The following is a 17,248-nucleotide window of genomic DNA, read 5'->3' as shown; positions in this document are numbered from 1 at the left end:
CGATAAAACGAAAAGATAGAGCACATCCGCCGCTTCCGTTTAGAGCGGATGTGCTCTAGGGCTCAGCGGCCGCCGGCCCATTCCGCCAGTTCCCGTTCGGCTCTTTCCAGTGCGCTGTAATTCAACAGCTTACGCAGGAAAGCGACGGTAACCGCACGGGTGCGGAGATTATATCGCCCCTCCGCCTCGTCGTCACCGGCTGCCTGATGCACGTTCAGCTTCTCGTAGAGGCTTTGCAGCCGGTTCTGCACGCTGCGCAGCGACAGGTTGCGACGGCGGGCAATCGCCTTGTCGGTGAGGCCGAGCGCGACATCGATCAGGATTTCATATTCGGAATCAGTGAAGCCATGGGCCTTGCCCAGGCTCTTTTCCTGCAGGCCGCGTACCTCCCGGTCGATCACGCATTGCGCCTCGATGAAGATGCTGCGCAGCGCCAGCCGCAGGCGGTCATCGGAGGCCGATTTCAGCACGTAGCCATAGGCGGCGCCTTCCGGCACGATGCGGGAAACACCGCGCACATAGGCCTCGTCGGAATAGTTGGACCAGAACAGGATGCGGGTATCCGGCCTTTCCTTCCAGATGGTGCGCGCCGCCTCGATGCCGTTGCGCTCGTTCATCTGCAAATCCATGACAATATGGGCGGCCCGGTTTTCCCGCGCAAGCTTCTCGCCGGTCCTGCCGTTCGCCGCTTCCAGCACATTGTCGCATTCCGGCAGCGCGGCACGCACCGCTTCGTTCAAATAGGCGCGGTGCAGCGCATCGTCTTCGACGATCAGCACATCCATGTCACACATCCTCCCGGTGATCGAAAGCACCTTCCGGCAGGGTCACGGTGATGCATGTGCCCGCCCCGTTGCGATTGCCGCCAATATCGAATCTCGCCGAAATCAGCCGCGCCCGCGTCTTCATATTGCCGATGCCGAGGCCGCCGGAAGCCGCGCCGTCACCGCCGCCATTGCCATCATCGCTCACCGTCACCCTGAGCCCGCCATCGACGGCGGTGAGGTTCACGGCAATGGTTTCCGGCTGGGCATGGCGAATGGCGTTATTGACCGCCTCCTGCACGATGCGGAACAGCGAGATGGCCACCGTCTTGTCGAGCCTCTCCACCAGCCCGTCCGTCTCATCCGTGACCGACCAATCTATAACCGAGCCGCTGTCGCGCACGGAACGGTCCACATAGGTCTCGATCGCCTCAACGACACCGAACAATTGCAGAATCGAGGGTTTTGCCTCCTCGATGATCTCGCGCAGGTCCTGCATGCAATGCTGCAGGCTGCGCACCACCGGTTCCAGCATCTCGCCGGAAACATCGGCCGAATGGCTCATCCGCTCGATGCGCCGCGCCAGCCGCGTCAGGTCCGCCAGTGTCTGGTCGTGCAGATCCATGCCGATACGCTGTCGTTCGGCCTCCAGCGCCTCCGTCAATTGCAGCGCGCCCAGCCGCAGGCCCTCTTCGCGAGCATTGGCGCGCGCCTCCTCGATGGCGGAGCGTTTGGCCTGCTCGGCGGCGCGGATGGCGTAAAAATAAGGGGCCAGCAAATCCGCGACGGCGCGGGCATTCGCCACATCCTCCATCGTATAGGCGTCCGACTGGTGGGAGGAGCAACTCAGCGCGCCGATAATGTCGCCATGCACCTTCATCGGTACATGCAGCCGGCTATGCAGGTTAAGTTCGATGATCGGGCTCGAAAACGACCCTTCGAAATGAAAGCGCGGATCGGAGCAGGCATCGCCGCTCAAGAGGTATTCCACCTCGCCTGACAGCAGTGTCCGGATCGGACTGCCGGTCAGAAGGGCGGGCGGCTGCCGGCTCCAGGCGCTGACGAGGCCGCTCTCATAAGCGATGTGATATTTGTCATCCAGCTGCTTGATGCAGACATCCATATGGTCATGCGGGATGATATGGCCGATCTCGGTGGCGACCGCCTGGATGATGGCGTTGAATTCGAGCTGCCCGGCAAGCAGCCGCGAAATGCCCATATAATGATGAAAAAGAGCGCTTTTCGGCGTATCCAGCATGTGCGGACGCCCTCCCAAGCGCCTGCCTTCGACCATCGCGGCGAATTCAATCCCTTGGGCGCCGCACCGTTCATTCTGCGCCCGGCGGCGGCGTTTCGTCCTGCGGGTTCCCGCATGCTTTCTGCGGAAACCCGCAGGAAGATTGCCGTGATCCGCCTATACAAGCCAAATCTTCTTGGTCATTCTCGCTTTTACTGGGGAAAGGAGCTCCAGTGCAAAGGAATTCCGCCTGCCGCCGAGGAGATTTGCGGTGTTGCGAGAATTCCGGGCTCGAAAAGGGCAAGCCACGAGGGAGGAAATCAAATGGCTTTCAGGAAGATGCTTATGGCATCGGCCGCTGTCGCATGCGCAGCTCTGCCGATCACCGCTCATGCCGATACGTCGGCCAAAAAAATCGCGCTTTCAAACAATTATGCCGGCAATTCCTGGCGTCAGGCGATGCTGACGAGCTGGGACAAGATCACCAAGCAGGCGGTTGCCGACAAGCAGGTCGCCGCCGCTGACGCCTTCACCACAGCCGAAAACCAGGCGACCGAACAGGCCGCGCAGATCCAGAACCTCATTCTCCAGGGTTACGACGCCATCGTCATCAATGCCGCTTCGCCCACCGCCCTTAACGGCGCGGTAAAGGAAGCCTGTGATGCCGGCATCACCGTCGTATCCTTCGACGGCATCGTCACCGAACCCTGCGCATGGCGCATCGCCGTCGATTTCAAGGCGATGGGCGCAAGCCAGATCGACTATCTCGCCAAGGCGATGCCGAAGGGTGGAAACCTGCTCGAAATTCGCGGCCTCGCCGGCGTTTCGGTCGATGACGAAATCCATGCCGGCATCGTCGACGCCGTCGCCAAGAACCCGCAGTTCAAGATCGTCGGTTCGGTCAACGGCGACTGGGCGCAGGATGTTGCCCAGCGCGCCGTCGCCGGCATTCTGCCGAGCCTTCCCGAAATCGCCGCTGTCGTCACGCAGGGCGGTGACGGTTACGGTGCGGCACAGGCTTTCGCCGCCGCCAAGCGTCCAACCCCCACCATCGTCATGGGCAACCGTGAAGACGAGCTGCAATGGTGGAAACAGCAGAAGGATGCCAGCGGCTACGAGACCATGTCGGTCTCCATCGCCCCTGGTGTTTCGACGCTGGCTTTCTGGGTGGCGCAGCAGATTCTTGACGGCAAGGATGTGAAGAAGGACCTGACGGTTCCGTTCCTGCGCATCGACCAGGCCAATCTTGAGGAGAACCTCAAGAACACCCAGAAGGGTGGCGTGGCGAATGTAGAATATTCGCTTGAGGATGCCCAGAAGGTGATTTCGTCGACAAAATAAGTCGCGCATTCACAAACTTCTCCTGCGGCGCTTTAAAAAGAAGCGCCGCAGCGACCCCCATATTCAATTTCAGATCACTGGCGTAATTGCTCATGAATGACATCATCGAGGCGCAAGAAGTCGTCGCCGCGCGCGGCGTGAAGGTCGTGTTCGGCGCGGTAAGAGCGCTGGATGGGGCCGATCTCGTCATCCGCACGGGGGAATGCCTCGGGCTTGTCGGCCATAACGGCGCGGGAAAGTCCACCATCGTCAACGTTATCAATGGTGGGCTAACGCCACATGAGGGTTCCGTTTCCTATGGCGGCAACGAAAACCGCCACGGCATTGCCGCCGCGCGCGCGAACGGCGTTCGCTGCGTGTTTCAGGAACTGTCGCTCTGTCCGAACCTGACGATCAGCGAAAATGTCCGCATCATGCATGCCTCCGCGGGTGGGCGAAACTGGCGCGTCCGTGCGCTGACGACGATCCGGCAGGCACTGGATGAAATTTTTCCCGGCCACGGCGTCGATTGCGAGCTGACCGTGGCCGAGCTTTCCATCGCCGAACGGCAGATGGTGGAAATCGCCATCAATTTCTGCCGCATACCGCACGCACCGAGACTGGTGATCCTCGATGAGCCGACGTCCTCCCTCGATGCCGGTCTCGCCGAGCAGCTGATGGATTATGTCCGCCGTTTCGTGCGTGAGGGCGGATCGGTTCTGCTGATCTCGCATATTCTCGGCGAAATTCTTTCGACGGCCACCCGTATCGTGGTGATGAAGGATGGCCGGGTGGTGGCCGACCGGAAGGCCGCCGACTTCACCACCCGCTCGCTGGTTGAGGCCATGGGCAGCGTCGTCAAGGAACAGGACAGGCGACGGGGTGAAAGCCGCAAGGCGGGCGAGAAGGTGCTTTCCATGCCGGCACGCCGGGGCGAAGGCCTTGCCTTCGAGGCCTTTCGCGGCGAGATCGTCGGCCTTGCCGGTCTCGGCGGCCATGGCCAGACCGAAGCGCTGCTCGATCTTTACCTTGCCCGCAACAATAGCTGGCTGCCCGCGCGCAAGACCGGTCTCGCCTTCGTGGCGGGCGACCGCACCCTGAACGGTACTTTTCCGCTGTGGAGCATCCTCAAAAACCTGTCCATCGCCTCGCTTAGAGATATTTCAACAGCAGGCATGGTAGACAGGGGCAGGGAAACCGACCTTGGGGCGCAGTGGAAAAAGCGCATCGAAATTCGCACGCCCGACATGGGCAACAAGATCCTTTCGCTCTCCGGCGGCAACCAGCAGAAGGTGCTTTTCGCCCGCGCGCTCGCCACCACCGCCAGCACCGTTCTGATGGACGACCCGATGCGCGGCGTTGATATCGGCACCAAACAGGAGGTCTACGACATCTTGAGAACCGAAGCCTCGAACGGCCGCACCTTCATCTGGTACTCCACCGAAATGGATGAAATCCGTCTCTGCGACCGGGTCTATGTGTTCCGCGACGGCGCCATCGAGGCGGAACTCGTCGGCGATGACATTACCGAGCAGAATGTGCTGGCCGCCTCCTTTGCCGGAGAAGACCACGCATGAAACTCTCCGCAAACGCCCTCCGCCTCATCATTCCCGCCGCCTCGCTCGCCTTCCTGCTAGCCGCCGTCTTCTATATGCAGCCGCGCGCCATGAGCTATACCGGCATGAACCTCCTGTTCAATCTGGCGGTGCCAATTGCGCTCGCCACCATTGCGCAGATGCTGATCATGTCGGTCAACGATCTCGATCTGTCGATGGGCGCCTTCGTCAGTTTCTGCGCCTGTGTAACCGCCACTTTCCTGCAAACCACGCCCGCCCTCGGAATTGCGATTTTTGCCGGTGCGATTGCGGTTTATGCATTGCTCGGCGCCATCATCCATATCCGCAACCTGCCCTCCATCGTCGTTACACTTGGCATGAGCTTCGTCTGGGGCGGCCTCGCCGTCCTCATCCTCCCCTCGCCCGGCGGCCAGGCGCCTGCCTTCATCCGCACGCTGATGACGGCGAAACCGCCGCTCGTGCCAATCGCCATCGTCGCCAGCATCCTGATCGCGGCGGTCGCCCATTATATCGTCATGCGCTCTTCCTTCGGCGTGTTGATGCGCGGCGTCGGCGGCAATTTCCGCTCGGTCGAGCGCTCCGGCTGGTCGGTCATCGGCATCCGCGCCGCCACCTTTGCGTTGGCCGGTTTCTTCGCGGTGCTGTCCGGTATCGCTCTTGTGGGGCTGACGACATCGGCGGACGCTAATATCGCGCTGCGTTACACGCTGCTGTCGATTGCCGGCGTCATCCTCGGCGGCGGCGAATTCGTCGGCGGAAGGGTCTCCCCCATCGGCGCCGTCATCGGCGCGCTGACGCTGACGCTCGCCGGCTCGTTCCTCTCTTTCATGCGCATTTCGCCCGACTGGCAGATCGGCGCTCAAGGGGCGATCCTCATCATCGTGCTGGCGCTGCGCATCCTGCTCAACCGTCTTGAAAAACGGGAGAAAAACCAATGAACGGGCTCTCTTCCCTCACCAGAAAACCATGGATCTGGTCCTTTGCCGCAACTGTTGCGGTCTGGATCGTCACCGTGCTCTTCACCGGCGGCGCAAGCTCCTTCGGCCTGTCGCATGCAGCACTCACCTTCGCGGCCTTTTCGGTCATCGTCGGCATCGGCCAGATGTTCGTCATCACGCTCGGGCCCGGCAATATCGACCTCTGCGTTCCCGCCACAATGACGCTGTCAGGCACGCTGGCGCTCAAATTCATGGATGTGTCGGACGGTCTCATTCTGCCTGGACTGCTGATCGCCATCCTGATCGGCATCGCCATCGGCATCGGCAATTATGCGCTGATCAAGCTCCTGCGCATCCCGCCGATCATCGCGACGCTCTCCATGAGCTTCATCGTGCAATCCATCGCCATCTGGTCGAACCGCGGCCTGCGCATCAAGCCGCCGGACACTTTGGCCACATTCGCCACGTCGAGCTTCTTCGGCATCCCCAACGTGGCGCTTGTCGCCCTGCTGCTTTCCGTCATCGCCTGGCTGCTTCTCGACCGCTCGTTTTACGGCCGCTGGATTTCCGCCATCGGCCAGAGCACCTTCGCTGCCCGCATGACCGGCATTCCGGTGGACGGCGCCCGTTTCGTCACCTATGTGCTCTGCGCGGTGCTGGCGGCGATTGCCGGTTATCTGCTCGCCAGCTTCTCCGGCGGTGCTGCGCTCAACATGGGCTCGGAATATCTGCTGATGTCCATCGCCGTCGTCGTCATCGGCGGCACAGCGGTGGCGGGTGGGGATTCCAATGTTCCCGGCATCTGGGGCGCTTCGCTCTTCATGTTCCTGGTGGTGTCGATGCTGAACACCTATGGTTTCGGCGCCGGCATCCGCCTCATCCTCACCGGCCTCATCATCATCTCCGTCATCCTTCTGGCAAGCGGCCCCAAAGCCACGCGCTGAACCCCGAACGACACGGCTAAAAGCGGACTACGCTCATGACCACAGACACGACCTCCCCTTACGAAATCCACGATGACCGCTTCCGTCACCTGATCGTCGGCAATGCGGAACTGGAAGAGCTTTATTCCGGTTGCCGCTGGGCCGAAGGCCCCGTCTGGTTCGCCGATCTGAACTGCCTGCTGTTTAGCGATATTCCCAATGAGCGCATGCTGCGGTGGGTGCCGGATGGCGGGATATCGGTATTCCGCCAGCCCTCTAACTTCACCAACGGCAACACCCGCGACCGGAAGGGACGACTTGTCTCCTGTGAACATGGCGGCCGCCGCGTCACCCGCACCGAGGTCGATGGCTCGATCACGGTTCTCGCCGACAGCTACGGCGGCAAGCGGCTGAACTCTCCCAATGATGTGGTGGTGAAATCCGACGGCAGCGTCTGGTTCACCGATCCGACCTACGGCATTCTTTCAGACTATGAGGGCTACAAGGCCGAGCCGGAGCAGAAGACCCGCAATGTCTATAGGCTCGATCCCGCAACCGGAAAGATCGATATCGCCATCGACGACTTCGTGCAGCCGAACGGCCTTGCATTCTCGCCCGACGAAACGAAGCTCTACGTCGCCGACAGCTCCTATAGCCATGATGTATCCCGCCCGCGCCATATCCGCGTGTTCGATGTGGTGGACGGCGCGAAGCTCACCAACGGCCGGGAATTCTGCAACCTCGACAATGGGCTGCCCGACGGCTTCCGTCTCGACACGGCTGGCAATCTCTGGACCAGCGCCGGCGACGGCGTTCATTGCTTTGCGCCTGACGGTACGCTGATCGGCAAGATCAAGGTGCCACAGACGGTGGCGAACCTCACCTTCGGCGGCCCGAAGAAGAACCGCCTGTTCATCACCGCAACGAAATCGCTCTATTCGGTTTATGTCGCCGCCACCGGCGCACAGACGCCCTGAGACACCGAAACCGGAGAATTCAGGCCGGGAGGGAACTGGCAAGACGGCTCAAGCGCGCTATAAATGCGCCATGAGTGACGATTCCAGCCCCTTCCTGACTGACGATATGGAGTTCGACGACGAAGCACAGGCCATCGAGCCCACCAGCCGTATGCTTTCCTGGGCGCGCAATTCCGCTCTATACCGGCTGCAACAGCGCATGATGACGGAAAAGCAGCTGCGCGACGCCATCATGCGCAAGGCCCGGGAAAAATTCGAGGATATCAGCGCGGCACAGGTGAAGGCGCTCGGCGAATTTGCGGTGACCTTCGCTTACAACATCAAGGCGCTCGACGATACGGCTTTTGCGGAAATCACCGTGCGAAGCGGCCAGCGCAGCGGCAAGTCAAAACGCGGGCTGGCGCAGAAACTCCAGATCAAGGGCGTCGCCCGGGAAACGGCCACGGCCGCGTTGCAGGAGACCAACGATCTGGTCGCCGCCGTCATTTTCGCGCGCAAACGCGCCTTTGGGCCTTATCGCCGTGTCGAACCGGACGAAAAGCGCAAGGCCAAGGAATTTTCCGCTTTCGCCCGCAACGGCTTCAGTTTTGAAATCGGCGCGAAGGTGATGGCGATGACAGCGGAAGAGGCGGAGGACATCCTCTCCGACGCGCCGCTTTAACATTTACTGCGGCAGGGGATGCGTCTTCAGATAGGCGATTAGATCAACAATATCGGTTTCGCTCCATAGCCCGAAAAAGCGCATCGCATTTCCGGGGATTGCCTTTTTCGGGCTGGCGATGAATTTCTGCAATTCTTCTTCTGTCCAGACCCGGCCAGATGCGCCTGCGTCTTTCAGCGACTGTGAATAATGACCGTAATCGGCCACGCCCGCCATCGGCCTGCCGACCACGCCCATCAGATGTGGCCCCATGCGGGTACGCGGTGCGTCGATGCTATGGCAGGTGGAACAGCGGCTGAAAACCTTCTCACCACGCGCAGCATCCCCCTCGGCAAAGACGCCTGCCGCAGGAAGGAGGGAAAACGCGGCCACGGCCGCGGCTTGTCTGAAGACGGAAATCATGATCCGGATAATACAACGCCCTCCCCGTCTGGCAACGAAGAGGGCGTGTTTTGACATGCGACACAATGCCCGGTCAAAAACACCGGGCAATTCGCCGATTAGTTCATGGCCGTCAGCGTCACAGACGTGCCGGTGGCAGCAAGGTTGAGGCCAACCTGACCCGTTACGCTGACAGTCTGAAGCTGGATGGAGCCGGAGGTGCCGCCAACGAGGATGTTGGTACCGACGCCGAGACCGACGGTGACTTCTGCCGTTGCGCCCTGATAAAGGCCACCCAGCGAACCGCGGTGGTAACCGGCAGTCGGGGCGAAAACGGCCCAGACCAGACGGCCCTGCGTGGTGAAACCAAGGTCAACGCCCATCTTGCGGATGGCGCCGGTGTAATGGTCGGTGCGACGCGCGCCCATGGTGGACTGGAAGGTGCAATCCAGTTCCTTGGCCGAGCCGAGAACGTAACCCACGCCACCGCCGATATCGCAGGTGAGGTAACCAATCTTGACGCCGTTGCGATCGTCCTGCTCCTGCGGAGCCGGCTCATATCTTGCAAGGTCGGCGGCGAGCGCAGAAACGGTTCCGCCAAGGCCCATAGTCAATGCGGCAAAAGTTACGGCAACAGCCTTTTTCATCTTGTTTTCTCCTGTTTTATCCTACCCGCAGCAGCCCTTCTTGCCCTCTCCGGATATTGAATTCCGCACTGTTAACGTTTGTTCCGAAAAATCGATCCAAAACAATTGAATTGGAGGCGATGAAAGCGAAACGGTTAACAATGTCTGATGGCGGTAGGCTGGCATTAAGACATTGTTAGGGCGACAAATGCGCGCGGAATTACCATCAACAGCAAGCGTTTCCGGCCGTTGTTTTGCTGCAACATCTCAAAACGGCAAAGCGACAGGAAGGCCGGTGGCGGCATGGGTCATGACATCCATGCGCACGCCGTAGATGCGCTCCAGCGTCTCCGGCGTCATGATCTCCTGCGGCGTTCCGCGTGCAATCAGTTGGCCGGAATGCAGCGCGACGATTTCGTCGCAGAAACGTGCCGCCATGTTGACATCGTGCAGCACCACGATGACGCCGAGGCCCTTTTCGCGCGACAGCCTCTGCACCAGAGACAGCACCTCGAGCTGGTGCGCCATGTCGAGCGCGGAGATGGGTTCGTCGAGAAGCAGGCTTTCGGCATTCTGGGCCACCAGCATGGCAAGCCACACGCGCTGGCGCTCACCCCCGGACAGCGTGTCCACCAGCCGGTCGCGGAAGGCGACGGTATCGGTGAGTTCGATCGCTTCGTCCACCTTCTCCTGATCGGCTTTGGTGAACTGCCCAAGCGCGCCGTGCCAAGGATAACGGCCGAGCGCCACCAGTTCCTTAGCCAGCATGCCGGAGGCGGCCGGCGTATATTGCGGCAGATAGGCGAGCTTTCGCGCAAATTCACGATTGCCCCAGGCGCCGAGCGTCTTACCCTCGAATGAGACCCTGCCCGCCGTCGGCTCCTGCATGCGCGCGAGAATCTTGAGCAACGTGGATTTTCCCGAACCGTTATGACCGATCAGGCCAATGGTCTTGCCGGTCGCAAAACTGGCCGTCAGCGGCTGCAACAATGTCCTGCCCGGCACTTCCATCGTCACGCCGTCGAGAGAAAAGAGCGGAATATCGTCATCATCGACGGCAAGCGCTGCCTGACCCATTGTTATCATCTCCGTACACCGTTCAAAAATTTAGTCATCGCCTGCCTGAAAGCCAGATCAGGTAAGGCGCGCCGGCCAGAGCCGCAAAAAGCCCGAGTGGCAGCTCATAGGGAAAGGTGACCGTTCTCGCACCGAGATCGGAAAGCGCCATCAGCACCGCACCGAACAGGAAAGAGGCGAACAGATGGTCGCGCGGCGTGGTGAAACCGGCGCGCAGCGCAATATGCGGCGCCATCAACCCGACAAAACTCAAGGGGCCAACGAGCAGCGAGGCGGCACCGGTGGCAATGCCCGCCACCGCGATAACGGCGATACGCGCGGTGCTGAGCGGCAGACCAAGTGATAACGGCACGTCCCGCCCGAGCGGCAGGATCGTCAGCCAGCGGGTCACCGAAAGGGCCGCCGCCAGAAGCACGATGGAAAGAATGGCGAGAAAGATCGCCGAAGCCGGAGTCGCCGTTGAACCCGAGCCGCTGAGCCAGGCGAGAATCTGCCATGCCCGCTGGTCGCCGATGGCAAGCAGCGCCGAAAGCACAGCCGAGCAGAGCGAACTGACGGCAATGCCGGCGAGTAGTATTTTTTCCGGCGCAAGATGCCGGCGCATGGAAAACAGCAGGACGAGGATCATGACGGCCGCAGAGCCGATGCCGGCGCTGCAAAACAGTTCGAAAAGACCGGCGGCCGGAAAAATCGTAATGGCGGCGGCAAAACCGAGGCCTGCACCGCCGCTGACGCCGATCACTTCCGGGCTTGCCATGGGATTGCCGGTCAGCCGCTGCAAAAGCGCGCCCGCCATGGCGAGCAGACCGCCGGCGGCCATGGCGGCCAACAGCCGCGGCCAGCGGAAGGGCATAAGGCTTTGCAGGTCAGTGGCCTTGAGCATTGTCCAGCCATCAGGCCCCTTGCCGATGGCGAGTGCGGCAAATACCAGCACTGCCATGATGAAGAGCACCGGCAGCAGGGCCGCAAGCCCGCGTCGTGTGGCGAGATCGACGCCTTCGCCACGATGCACATCGGTCGGCCGGATTTTCGGCAGCAGCCACAGAAGCAGCGGCCCGCCGATCAGCGCCGTCACGGCACCCGTCGGGAAAACTTCCGCCGTCGTAGTCGCCAGAAGCTGCACGAGACCGTCGCAGAACCAAAGCAGCAGACCGCCCAGCAGGGGCGAAACAAGAAGGACGGAGGATGACCGCCGCACGCCGAGCGCCCGGGTGAGCGCCGGCGCGGCAAGACCGATGAAGCTGACGAGGCCGACCGCTGCGGCAACGAAAGCGGCCAGCATGACCGCGACGGCGGCGACCGCCAGCCTGATCGAAAGCAGCGAGACGCCGAGCGATCGTGCGCCGGCATCGCCGAGACCGAGGACCGTCAGCGGCTTTATCAGCAGGCCGGTCGCGGCAAGCCCCGCGAGAAGCTGGAAAGCGAGCACAACGGCATTCGACCAGTCCTGCTGGCTGAGCGAGCCGCCATTCCAGACGACAAGGGACATCAGATATTCGCCCTGCGCGAGCGTCAGCGCCGCGGAAACGGACGCGGCGGTGATGCCGACCAGCAGCCCCGACACCACCATGGTCACCGGCTCGAATGAGCGCCGCCAGCCGAGAATGAAAACGATGCCGGCCGCCGCCGCCGCACCGGCGAGCGCCACCCATGCGCGGTTACCATCCAGCACCGAAGGAAAGAACAGGGTGGCGATGACGATGGCCAGTTGCGCGCCGGCAGATATGCCGAGCGTCGAAGGATCGGCAATCGGATTGCGCAGCAATTTCTGGAACAACGCACCCGACAGTCCCAGCATCGCGCCCGCCAGAATGGCGACCGCCACGCGCGGCATCAGGCTGAAGGCGAAAATCACCTGATCCATCGACATGGTGGCGGCATCGAACGGCGGGCCGGGCCATGCGCCGAAAGGCAGCCGCAACAGCCCGGCATGCAGGGAAAGCCCGCAGGCCAGAACGAACAGCAGCCCGAAGAAAAGAGGCCGCGCGGTCACAGGGCTTCTCCCTGCGCCGAGAGCGCTTCGGTCAGAAGCCGCGCAAAGCGCATGCCGGCGGTGATGCCGCCATAGGGGCCGACATTGCCGAGCGTGACCACCCGGTTTTCCCGCACGGCAGGCAGCGCGCGCCATATGGCGCTGCTGCGCAAGGTTTCCCGCGCCTCGACCGGAATGTCGGAGACGATGACGATGCGCGCATCGGGCGAAGCGGCGAGATTTTCAAGCGGCACCGGGGCCGCAAAGGTGAATTGCGAACGATCCACCCAGGCATTGGCAAGCCCCAGCCGGCCAAGCACATCCCCGAACATGCTATCAGCACCGAAAGCGCGAAAATGCCGGGCGTCGCCGATGTTGATCACATAGGTCGGCCGCGCCGCGAAACCGGCAAGGCGGGTCCGCATGGCCTGCAGCGCCGCTTCCGTTTCGCCCAGCACCCTGCGCGCCTCGTCTGCCCTGCCGAGCTTGCCGCCAAGGGCTGAGATCGCCGCCAGGGCCTTTGCGAAAGGCGGTTCGCCCTTCACGTAAAAGGGCAGCGAGAAGACCGGGGCAATCGCTTCCAGCCTGCCGATATAACGGGTGTAGAAGGGCGAAATCAGAATGAGATCGGGCCGGGTCAGTTGCAGAAGCTCGAAGTTCGGCGCACCGCGCAGGCCGAGATCGGCGACGGTTGCAGGGATCTCCGGCTCGACCGCGTCCACCCGGAACTGGATGAGTTCGGTCGCCGCCACCGGCATGACGCCGAGCGCAACGGCGGTTTCCAACATGGCCCAGTCAATGGCGGCAAGGCGTGGCGTGACCGCCGCGCGCGCCTTGCCGGCAAGAGCAGAAGCAGCGACCAGGCCTAAAAATTCCCGCCGCCCCCAAAGGGGGGACATCCATCGATCCTTGCGCGTCATGCCCCTGCTGCTTCACTCCGATATGGCGTCACCAACGATAGGTCAGCTTGCCCATAACCGTTCTTCCGTCACCGTAATAGCATCCGAAAGTGGAGCAACTAGAAATATATTCTTTATCAGTCAAGTTTTGCACCTGAAGCGAGGCGCGGTAGCCGTTCTTCTCGTAATGCACGCCGAGATCGAGCAGGGCGAGGCCCTTCATCTCGAAGGTATTGGCGGCATCGCCATAGCGTTTTCCGACATAACGCACACCGCCGCCGATGCCGAAACCCTCAAGGGCGGTATCTTCCGGGAAAGTGTAATCCAGCCAGAGGCTTGCGGCGTGGCGGGGCGTGCTGTCCAACTCCTTGCCGTTATTCACGCGGCCGGAGACCTCGCTGTCCATGTAGGTATAGGCAGCGCGCAGGTCGAGCCCGTCGGCAAGGCTTGCGACGCCCTCGAGTTCAAGGCCTTTCACATGCGCCTCGTCCATCTGCTGCGTCACGCCGCCCACAGTCGTCGTGACGTTTTTCTGTGTCAGATCGTAGACCGCGGCGGAGAAGAACCCGTCGAAACCCTCGGGCTGGTATTTGACGCCCGCTTCCCATTGTTCGCCGGTGGTCGGTTTCGGCGCATCGCCGACAGCCGGCTGCGGCACCGGTTCGAAGGAGGTCGCATAGCTGACATAGGGCGCGATGCCGCCATCGAACAGATAGCTGACGCCGACGCGGCCGGTCAGCTTGTGATCGTCCTTGTCGAGCGAGCGGTAGGTGGTGCCGTTGAAGGTTGTACCGCCGGTGCTTGCCCAATCCTGCCGCAGGCCGGCGGTAACGCGCCAGTTCTCAAAGGCAATCTCATCCTGCGCATAAAGGCCGATCTGGGAAATATCCGTCTTCACATCGGCATAGAGCGTGCGCGACGTGAGGCTGATCGGCCCGCCATAGACCGGATTGACGGGATTGAGCGGCGTCGCGGCCCAGAATTCGGTTTTGACGTTATTGTCGAAATAACGGTAGTCCAGCCCGACAAGCAGGGTGTGGTCGATTGGCCCCGTGGAGAAATCCGCCTGCAGGCTGTTGTCGATGTTGAAGGTGTTCAGCAGCTCGTCCTGGAACGTCGCATTGCGACGGATGAGATTGCCGATCATGCCGCCGTTGGCCGACGACATGCCGAGCGCGCGGTAGGACCAGTCGAAATTGGAAGAACGAGCATTCTGCCGGAAGGTGAAGGTCTCGTCGAAACGGTGCTCGAACTCATAGCCGATATTGGTGAATTTACGGTTCGACGTATCGAAGGACGGATCGCCGACATAAAAGCTGCGGTCCAGCATATTGCCGGGTCTGAGATAGGTCAGCGCCGCCGGCAGGCCGGAGGGCGAACTCGGATTGTCATGCTGATAGGAGGCAAGAACCGTCAGCTTCGTATCCTTGTCCGGCTGCCAGGTGAGCGCCGGTGCGATGAAATAGCGGTCGTTCTGCAGATTGTCCGTCTGAAGGTGGGCGTTGCGCGCAAGACCTGTCAGGCGATAGGCGAAACTGTCGGTGCCCGCGACCGGTCCACCGATATCGAACATCGACTGGTAATAGTCGAAGCTGCCGATCCGCGCCCCCACTTCGCCGAAACGCTCGAAGATCGGTCGCTTGCTGATGAGATTGATGAGGCCACCGGGATTGCCCTGACCATAAAGCACCGAGGCCGGCCCGCGAATGACTTCCACCCGCTCCAGACCATAAACTTCATAGGACGGCGCACCGGCCGTGCGCATCAACCGCAGACCGTTTAGAAACTGCAACTGGTTCCCCTGAAAGCCGCGGATACGCGGCGCATCGAAACGCGGATCGGCGCCGAACGGCTGCGCAACCACACCGGGAACATAGTTCAACGCCTCGCCGAGAGTGCGGACGTTCTGCACATCCATCTGGTCCTTGGTGATGACGGAGACGGATTGCGGCGTCTCGATCAGGGATCGCCCCGTCTTGGTGGCGCTGGCGCTCGTTTTCGCCACATAGCCTTTCACCGGAGCCTTGGGGTCCTGATTTTTGGCGCTGTCCACTGTGATGGTCTGCAGCACCGTCGTACCGGCCTCCTGCGCAAAGGCGGAAGCCGGGGCAAAAAACGCCGCATAAGCGATGACGGCGCAACCGCCAGCCAGAATGGAAATGTGTTTGATTTTTCCCTGCACGCCAAGACCCTTCATCACCCGCGCCACCACAAGACGGTATTTTCTGGAGAATTTAAGTCATCTTATTACGCAAGGGACGGATTGTGATCCAATAAGCGCAGCCGGTTTTTTTCAGAACTGTTGATTATGAAAACTCACATCGATAATAGCTTTGAATTATTCAAATCTGCCGGGAAAGGCCGTGACGATGGGCAGGAAACCGGCAAGCCGGGCGGAGACATTCGAATTACGCCACCTGCGCTATTTCACCACGCTGGTAGATGAGCGCAATTTCGAGCGCGCCGCCGCCCGCCTCGGCATTGCCCAGCCGGGCCTGAGCCAACAGATCATGGCGCTCGAACAGATTGTCGGCATGCCCCTTCTCGACCGGACGCGCCGCTCGGTGAAGCTGACCACGCCCGGGCAGCTTCTCTATGAGGACGCCCGGAAGATCCTCGCCAATGCCGAGGCGACGCTTGCGGCGCTCAAACGCGTCGACCGCGGCGAAACCGGGCGCATTTCCATCGGTTATGTCGCCTCGGCCGCCTATTCCGGCCAGATGACCCGGTCCATCGCCGGTTTCCGTGCTTCCCATCCCGATGTGGAGATGCAATTGATCGAGATGGAGATGCGGCTGCAACTGGCCAAGATTGCCGACGGCAATCTGGATTTCGCCTTCATCCGCCCGCCCGCGCCCGTTCCGGAAGGTGTGACAACCCATGTGGTGCTGCGCGAACCGCTGATGGCCGCGCTTCCTGAAAACCATCCCCTGGCCTTTGCGCTGCAGGTCGATCTGAAAAACCTTGCCGGCGAGACCTTCATTACCCCGCGGCAACCACCGGATGTCGGGTTTCACTACAATACGATAGAGGCCTGCAATGAAGCCGGGTTCCAGCCGGCGATCACCCCGGAAGGCAGGGACTACACCACGATCGCCAGCATGGTGGCCATCGGCCTCGGCGTCGCGCTGGTGCCGCGCTCGCTTAATTGCCTGAGGTTGCCCGGTGTGCGCTACCTGCCGCTTGCCGCCAGTCCCACGACCTCGGACCTCGCCATCGCCCACCGGAAAACGGAAGCCTCTCCCGCCGTCAGGGCCTTCATTCTCCACATGCGCAATTGAAGCGGGCAGCATCCGCCCGCCTGTCGATCCCGTGGACGAAAAATCCGTCATCATCCGTTTGCGCCGCATTGGCGGCAAAAGGCGGGGGCGGCGTAACGCCATGAAATTGCGAAAAGAATGACGCTCTTGCGGGCAGGCCCAAGACGAGGCCGAAATCCTGTCCGGATATTTCCTGTACCCGCTTTTCCCCATGGCCGCAGCACATCCCATAATCGCGCCAGATTTCGATTCACGGGAGACAGCAATGGCTGAGACTTACGAACACCACGCCGCCGGCCTCGAATCCCCGGCATCCCACGCTTTCGATGTGGTTCCGGACGATACGAGCCCGCTTCCTTCCCCCACCCGCGCCATCTATGTGGGCAATGGCGGCCATCTCTGCCTGACCCTGCTTTCCGGGGCGACGGTGACCTTCCAGAACCTGCCCGCAGGCAGCCTGCTGCCGGTCAGGGCCACGCGCATATTTGCAATGCGCACCACCGCCACAGGCATCGTGGGCCTCAATTAAGAGCTCTATCGTCATCCGCCAAACGGCCACCACGGAGTGTGACACTTTCATGACAAGCTTTCAGGTTGATGTCAGCAAAATGACGCATCCGCCATTGGTCGGCCCAT

At 61.4% G+C, this 17,248-nt stretch carries 16 protein-coding genes; 8 read left to right on the top strand and 8 right to left on the bottom strand.

The features are described 5' to 3' along the window. Positions 1-62: 62 nt before the first annotated feature. On the bottom strand, positions 63-785 hold the full coding sequence (locus tag PL597_RS11245) for a response regulator transcription factor (protein ID WP_137412523.1): 723 nt from the start codon (positions 783-785) through the stop codon (positions 63-65). 1 nt (position 786) lies between these two features. After that, positions 787-2,022: a GAF domain-containing sensor histidine kinase gene (locus PL597_RS11240; protein ID WP_271365198.1), complete on the bottom strand. Its 1,236-nt coding sequence runs from the start codon at positions 2,020-2,022 to the stop codon at positions 787-789. A 303-nt stretch (positions 2,023-2,325) separates the two neighbouring features. Here PL597_RS11240 and PL597_RS11235 point away from each other — a divergent pair, with 303 nt between their 5' ends. The 6 genes from PL597_RS11235 (at position 2,326) to recX (ending at position 8,397) form a co-directional block, all read left to right on the top strand. After that, on the top strand, positions 2,326-3,342 hold the full coding sequence (locus tag PL597_RS11235) for an ABC transporter substrate-binding protein (RefSeq protein WP_077984853.1): 1,017 nt from the start codon (positions 2,326-2,328) through the stop codon (positions 3,340-3,342). A 92-nt stretch (positions 3,343-3,434) separates the two neighbouring features. After that, positions 3,435-4,898, top strand: coding sequence for a sugar ABC transporter ATP-binding protein (locus PL597_RS11230; protein WP_271365196.1), 1,464 nt, complete (start codon positions 3,435-3,437; stop codon positions 4,896-4,898). Next, complete coding sequence (locus PL597_RS11225; protein WP_077984760.1) at positions 4,895-5,836, top strand: ABC transporter permease; 942 nt, start codon at positions 4,895-4,897, stop codon at positions 5,834-5,836. The genes PL597_RS11230 and PL597_RS11225 overlap by 4 nt, the downstream gene beginning before the upstream one ends. Next, complete coding sequence (locus PL597_RS11220) at positions 5,833-6,780, top strand: ABC transporter permease (RefSeq protein WP_137412528.1); 948 nt, start codon at positions 5,833-5,835, stop codon at positions 6,778-6,780. The genes PL597_RS11225 and PL597_RS11220 overlap by 4 nt, the downstream gene beginning before the upstream one ends. A 35-nt stretch (positions 6,781-6,815) precedes the next feature. Continuing rightward, on the top strand, positions 6,816-7,736 hold the full coding sequence (locus PL597_RS11215; protein WP_271365195.1) for an SMP-30/gluconolactonase/LRE family protein: 921 nt from the start codon (positions 6,816-6,818) through the stop codon (positions 7,734-7,736). Positions 7,737-7,806: 70 nt separating this feature from the next. Beyond that, the gene (gene recX / locus PL597_RS11210; protein WP_271365193.1) at positions 7,807-8,397 is read left to right on the top strand and encodes a recombination regulator RecX; all 591 of its coding nucleotides are present in this window, start codon (positions 7,807-7,809) and stop codon (positions 8,395-8,397) included. Between the two features lie 3 nt (positions 8,398-8,400). Here recX and PL597_RS11205 read toward each other — a convergent pair whose 3' ends face one another. The 6 genes from PL597_RS11205 to PL597_RS11180 form a co-directional block, all read right to left on the bottom strand. Next, positions 8,401-8,799 (bottom strand): c-type cytochrome, encoded by a 399-nt coding sequence (locus PL597_RS11205; protein ID WP_271365192.1) that lies wholly within the window; start codon positions 8,797-8,799, stop codon positions 8,401-8,403. A gap of 98 nt (positions 8,800-8,897) precedes the next feature. Beyond that, positions 8,898-9,425 (bottom strand): DUF992 domain-containing protein, encoded by a 528-nt coding sequence (locus PL597_RS11200; protein WP_077984755.1) that lies wholly within the window; start codon positions 9,423-9,425, stop codon positions 8,898-8,900. Positions 9,426-9,671: 246 nt separating this feature from the next. Beyond that, positions 9,672-10,481: an ATP-binding cassette domain-containing protein gene (locus PL597_RS11195; protein WP_271365191.1), complete on the bottom strand. Its 810-nt coding sequence runs from the start codon at positions 10,479-10,481 to the stop codon at positions 9,672-9,674. Positions 10,482-10,515: 34 nt separating this feature from the next. Next, positions 10,516-12,474, bottom strand: a complete 1,959-nt coding sequence (fhuB, locus tag PL597_RS11190) for a Fe(3+)-hydroxamate ABC transporter permease FhuB (protein ID WP_271365190.1) — start codon at positions 12,472-12,474, stop codon at positions 10,516-10,518. Then, positions 12,471-13,373, bottom strand: coding sequence for an iron-siderophore ABC transporter substrate-binding protein (locus PL597_RS11185; protein WP_271365189.1), 903 nt, complete (start codon positions 13,371-13,373; stop codon positions 12,471-12,473). The genes fhuB and PL597_RS11185 overlap by 4 nt, the downstream gene beginning before the upstream one ends. A gap of 28 nt (positions 13,374-13,401) precedes the next feature. Beyond that, positions 13,402-15,564 carry a TonB-dependent siderophore receptor gene (locus tag PL597_RS11180; protein ID WP_271365188.1) on the bottom strand — a complete coding sequence of 721 codons (2,163 nt, stop codon included), beginning with the start codon at positions 15,562-15,564 and terminating at the stop codon, positions 13,402-13,404. A gap of 157 nt (positions 15,565-15,721) precedes the next feature. Between PL597_RS11180 and PL597_RS11175 the strand changes: the two genes are divergently transcribed. Then, positions 15,722-16,633 carry a LysR family transcriptional regulator gene (locus PL597_RS11175; protein WP_271365187.1) on the top strand — a complete coding sequence of 304 codons (912 nt, stop codon included), beginning with the start codon at positions 15,722-15,724 and terminating at the stop codon, positions 16,631-16,633. Positions 16,634-16,877: 244 nt separating this feature from the next. Then, on the top strand, positions 16,878-17,141 hold the full coding sequence (locus tag PL597_RS11170) for a spike base protein, RCAP_Rcc01079 family (RefSeq protein WP_271365186.1): 264 nt from the start codon (positions 16,878-16,880) through the stop codon (positions 17,139-17,141). Positions 17,142-17,248 lie beyond the last annotated feature (107 nt).

It is taken from the genome of Agrobacterium sp. ST15.13.013 (assembly GCF_027956525.1).
Classification (GTDB): domain Bacteria; phylum Pseudomonadota; class Alphaproteobacteria; order Rhizobiales; family Rhizobiaceae; genus Agrobacterium; species Agrobacterium salinitolerans.
This window is presented reverse-complemented; position numbering and strand designations above follow the sequence as displayed.

Excerpts from the sequence above, each read along its gene's own strand:
- PL597_RS11245 (WP_137412523.1), bottom strand. The coding sequence starts at position 785 with ATGGATGTGCTGATCGTCGAAGACGATGCGCTGCACCGCGCCTATTTG.
- PL597_RS11240 (WP_271365198.1), bottom strand. The coding sequence starts at position 2,022 with ATGCTGGATACGCCGAAAAGCGCTCTTTTTCATCATTATATGGGCATT.
- PL597_RS11235 (WP_077984853.1), top strand. The coding sequence starts at position 2,326 with ATGGCTTTCAGGAAGATGCTTATGGCATCGGCCGCTGTCGCATGCGCA.
- PL597_RS11230 (WP_271365196.1), top strand. The coding sequence starts at position 3,435 with ATGAATGACATCATCGAGGCGCAAGAAGTCGTCGCCGCGCGCGGCGTG.
- PL597_RS11225 (WP_077984760.1), top strand. The coding sequence starts at position 4,895 with ATGAAACTCTCCGCAAACGCCCTCCGCCTCATCATTCCCGCCGCCTCG.
- PL597_RS11220 (WP_137412528.1), top strand. The coding sequence starts at position 5,833 with ATGAACGGGCTCTCTTCCCTCACCAGAAAACCATGGATCTGGTCCTTT.
- PL597_RS11215 (WP_271365195.1), top strand. The coding sequence starts at position 6,816 with ATGACCACAGACACGACCTCCCCTTACGAAATCCACGATGACCGCTTC.
- recX (WP_271365193.1), top strand. The coding sequence starts at position 7,807 with ATGAGTGACGATTCCAGCCCCTTCCTGACTGACGATATGGAGTTCGAC.
- PL597_RS11205 (WP_271365192.1), bottom strand. The coding sequence starts at position 8,799 with ATGATTTCCGTCTTCAGACAAGCCGCGGCCGTGGCCGCGTTTTCCCTC.
- PL597_RS11200 (WP_077984755.1), bottom strand. The coding sequence starts at position 9,425 with ATGAAAAAGGCTGTTGCCGTAACTTTTGCCGCATTGACTATGGGCCTT.
- PL597_RS11195 (WP_271365191.1), bottom strand. The coding sequence starts at position 10,481 with ATGGGTCAGGCAGCGCTTGCCGTCGATGATGACGATATTCCGCTCTTT.
- PL597_RS11185 (WP_271365189.1), bottom strand. The coding sequence starts at position 13,373 with ATGACGCGCAAGGATCGATGGATGTCCCCCCTTTGGGGGCGGCGGGAA.
- PL597_RS11175 (WP_271365187.1), top strand. The coding sequence starts at position 15,722 with ATGGGCAGGAAACCGGCAAGCCGGGCGGAGACATTCGAATTACGCCAC.
- PL597_RS11170 (WP_271365186.1), top strand. The coding sequence starts at position 16,878 with ATGGCTGAGACTTACGAACACCACGCCGCCGGCCTCGAATCCCCGGCA.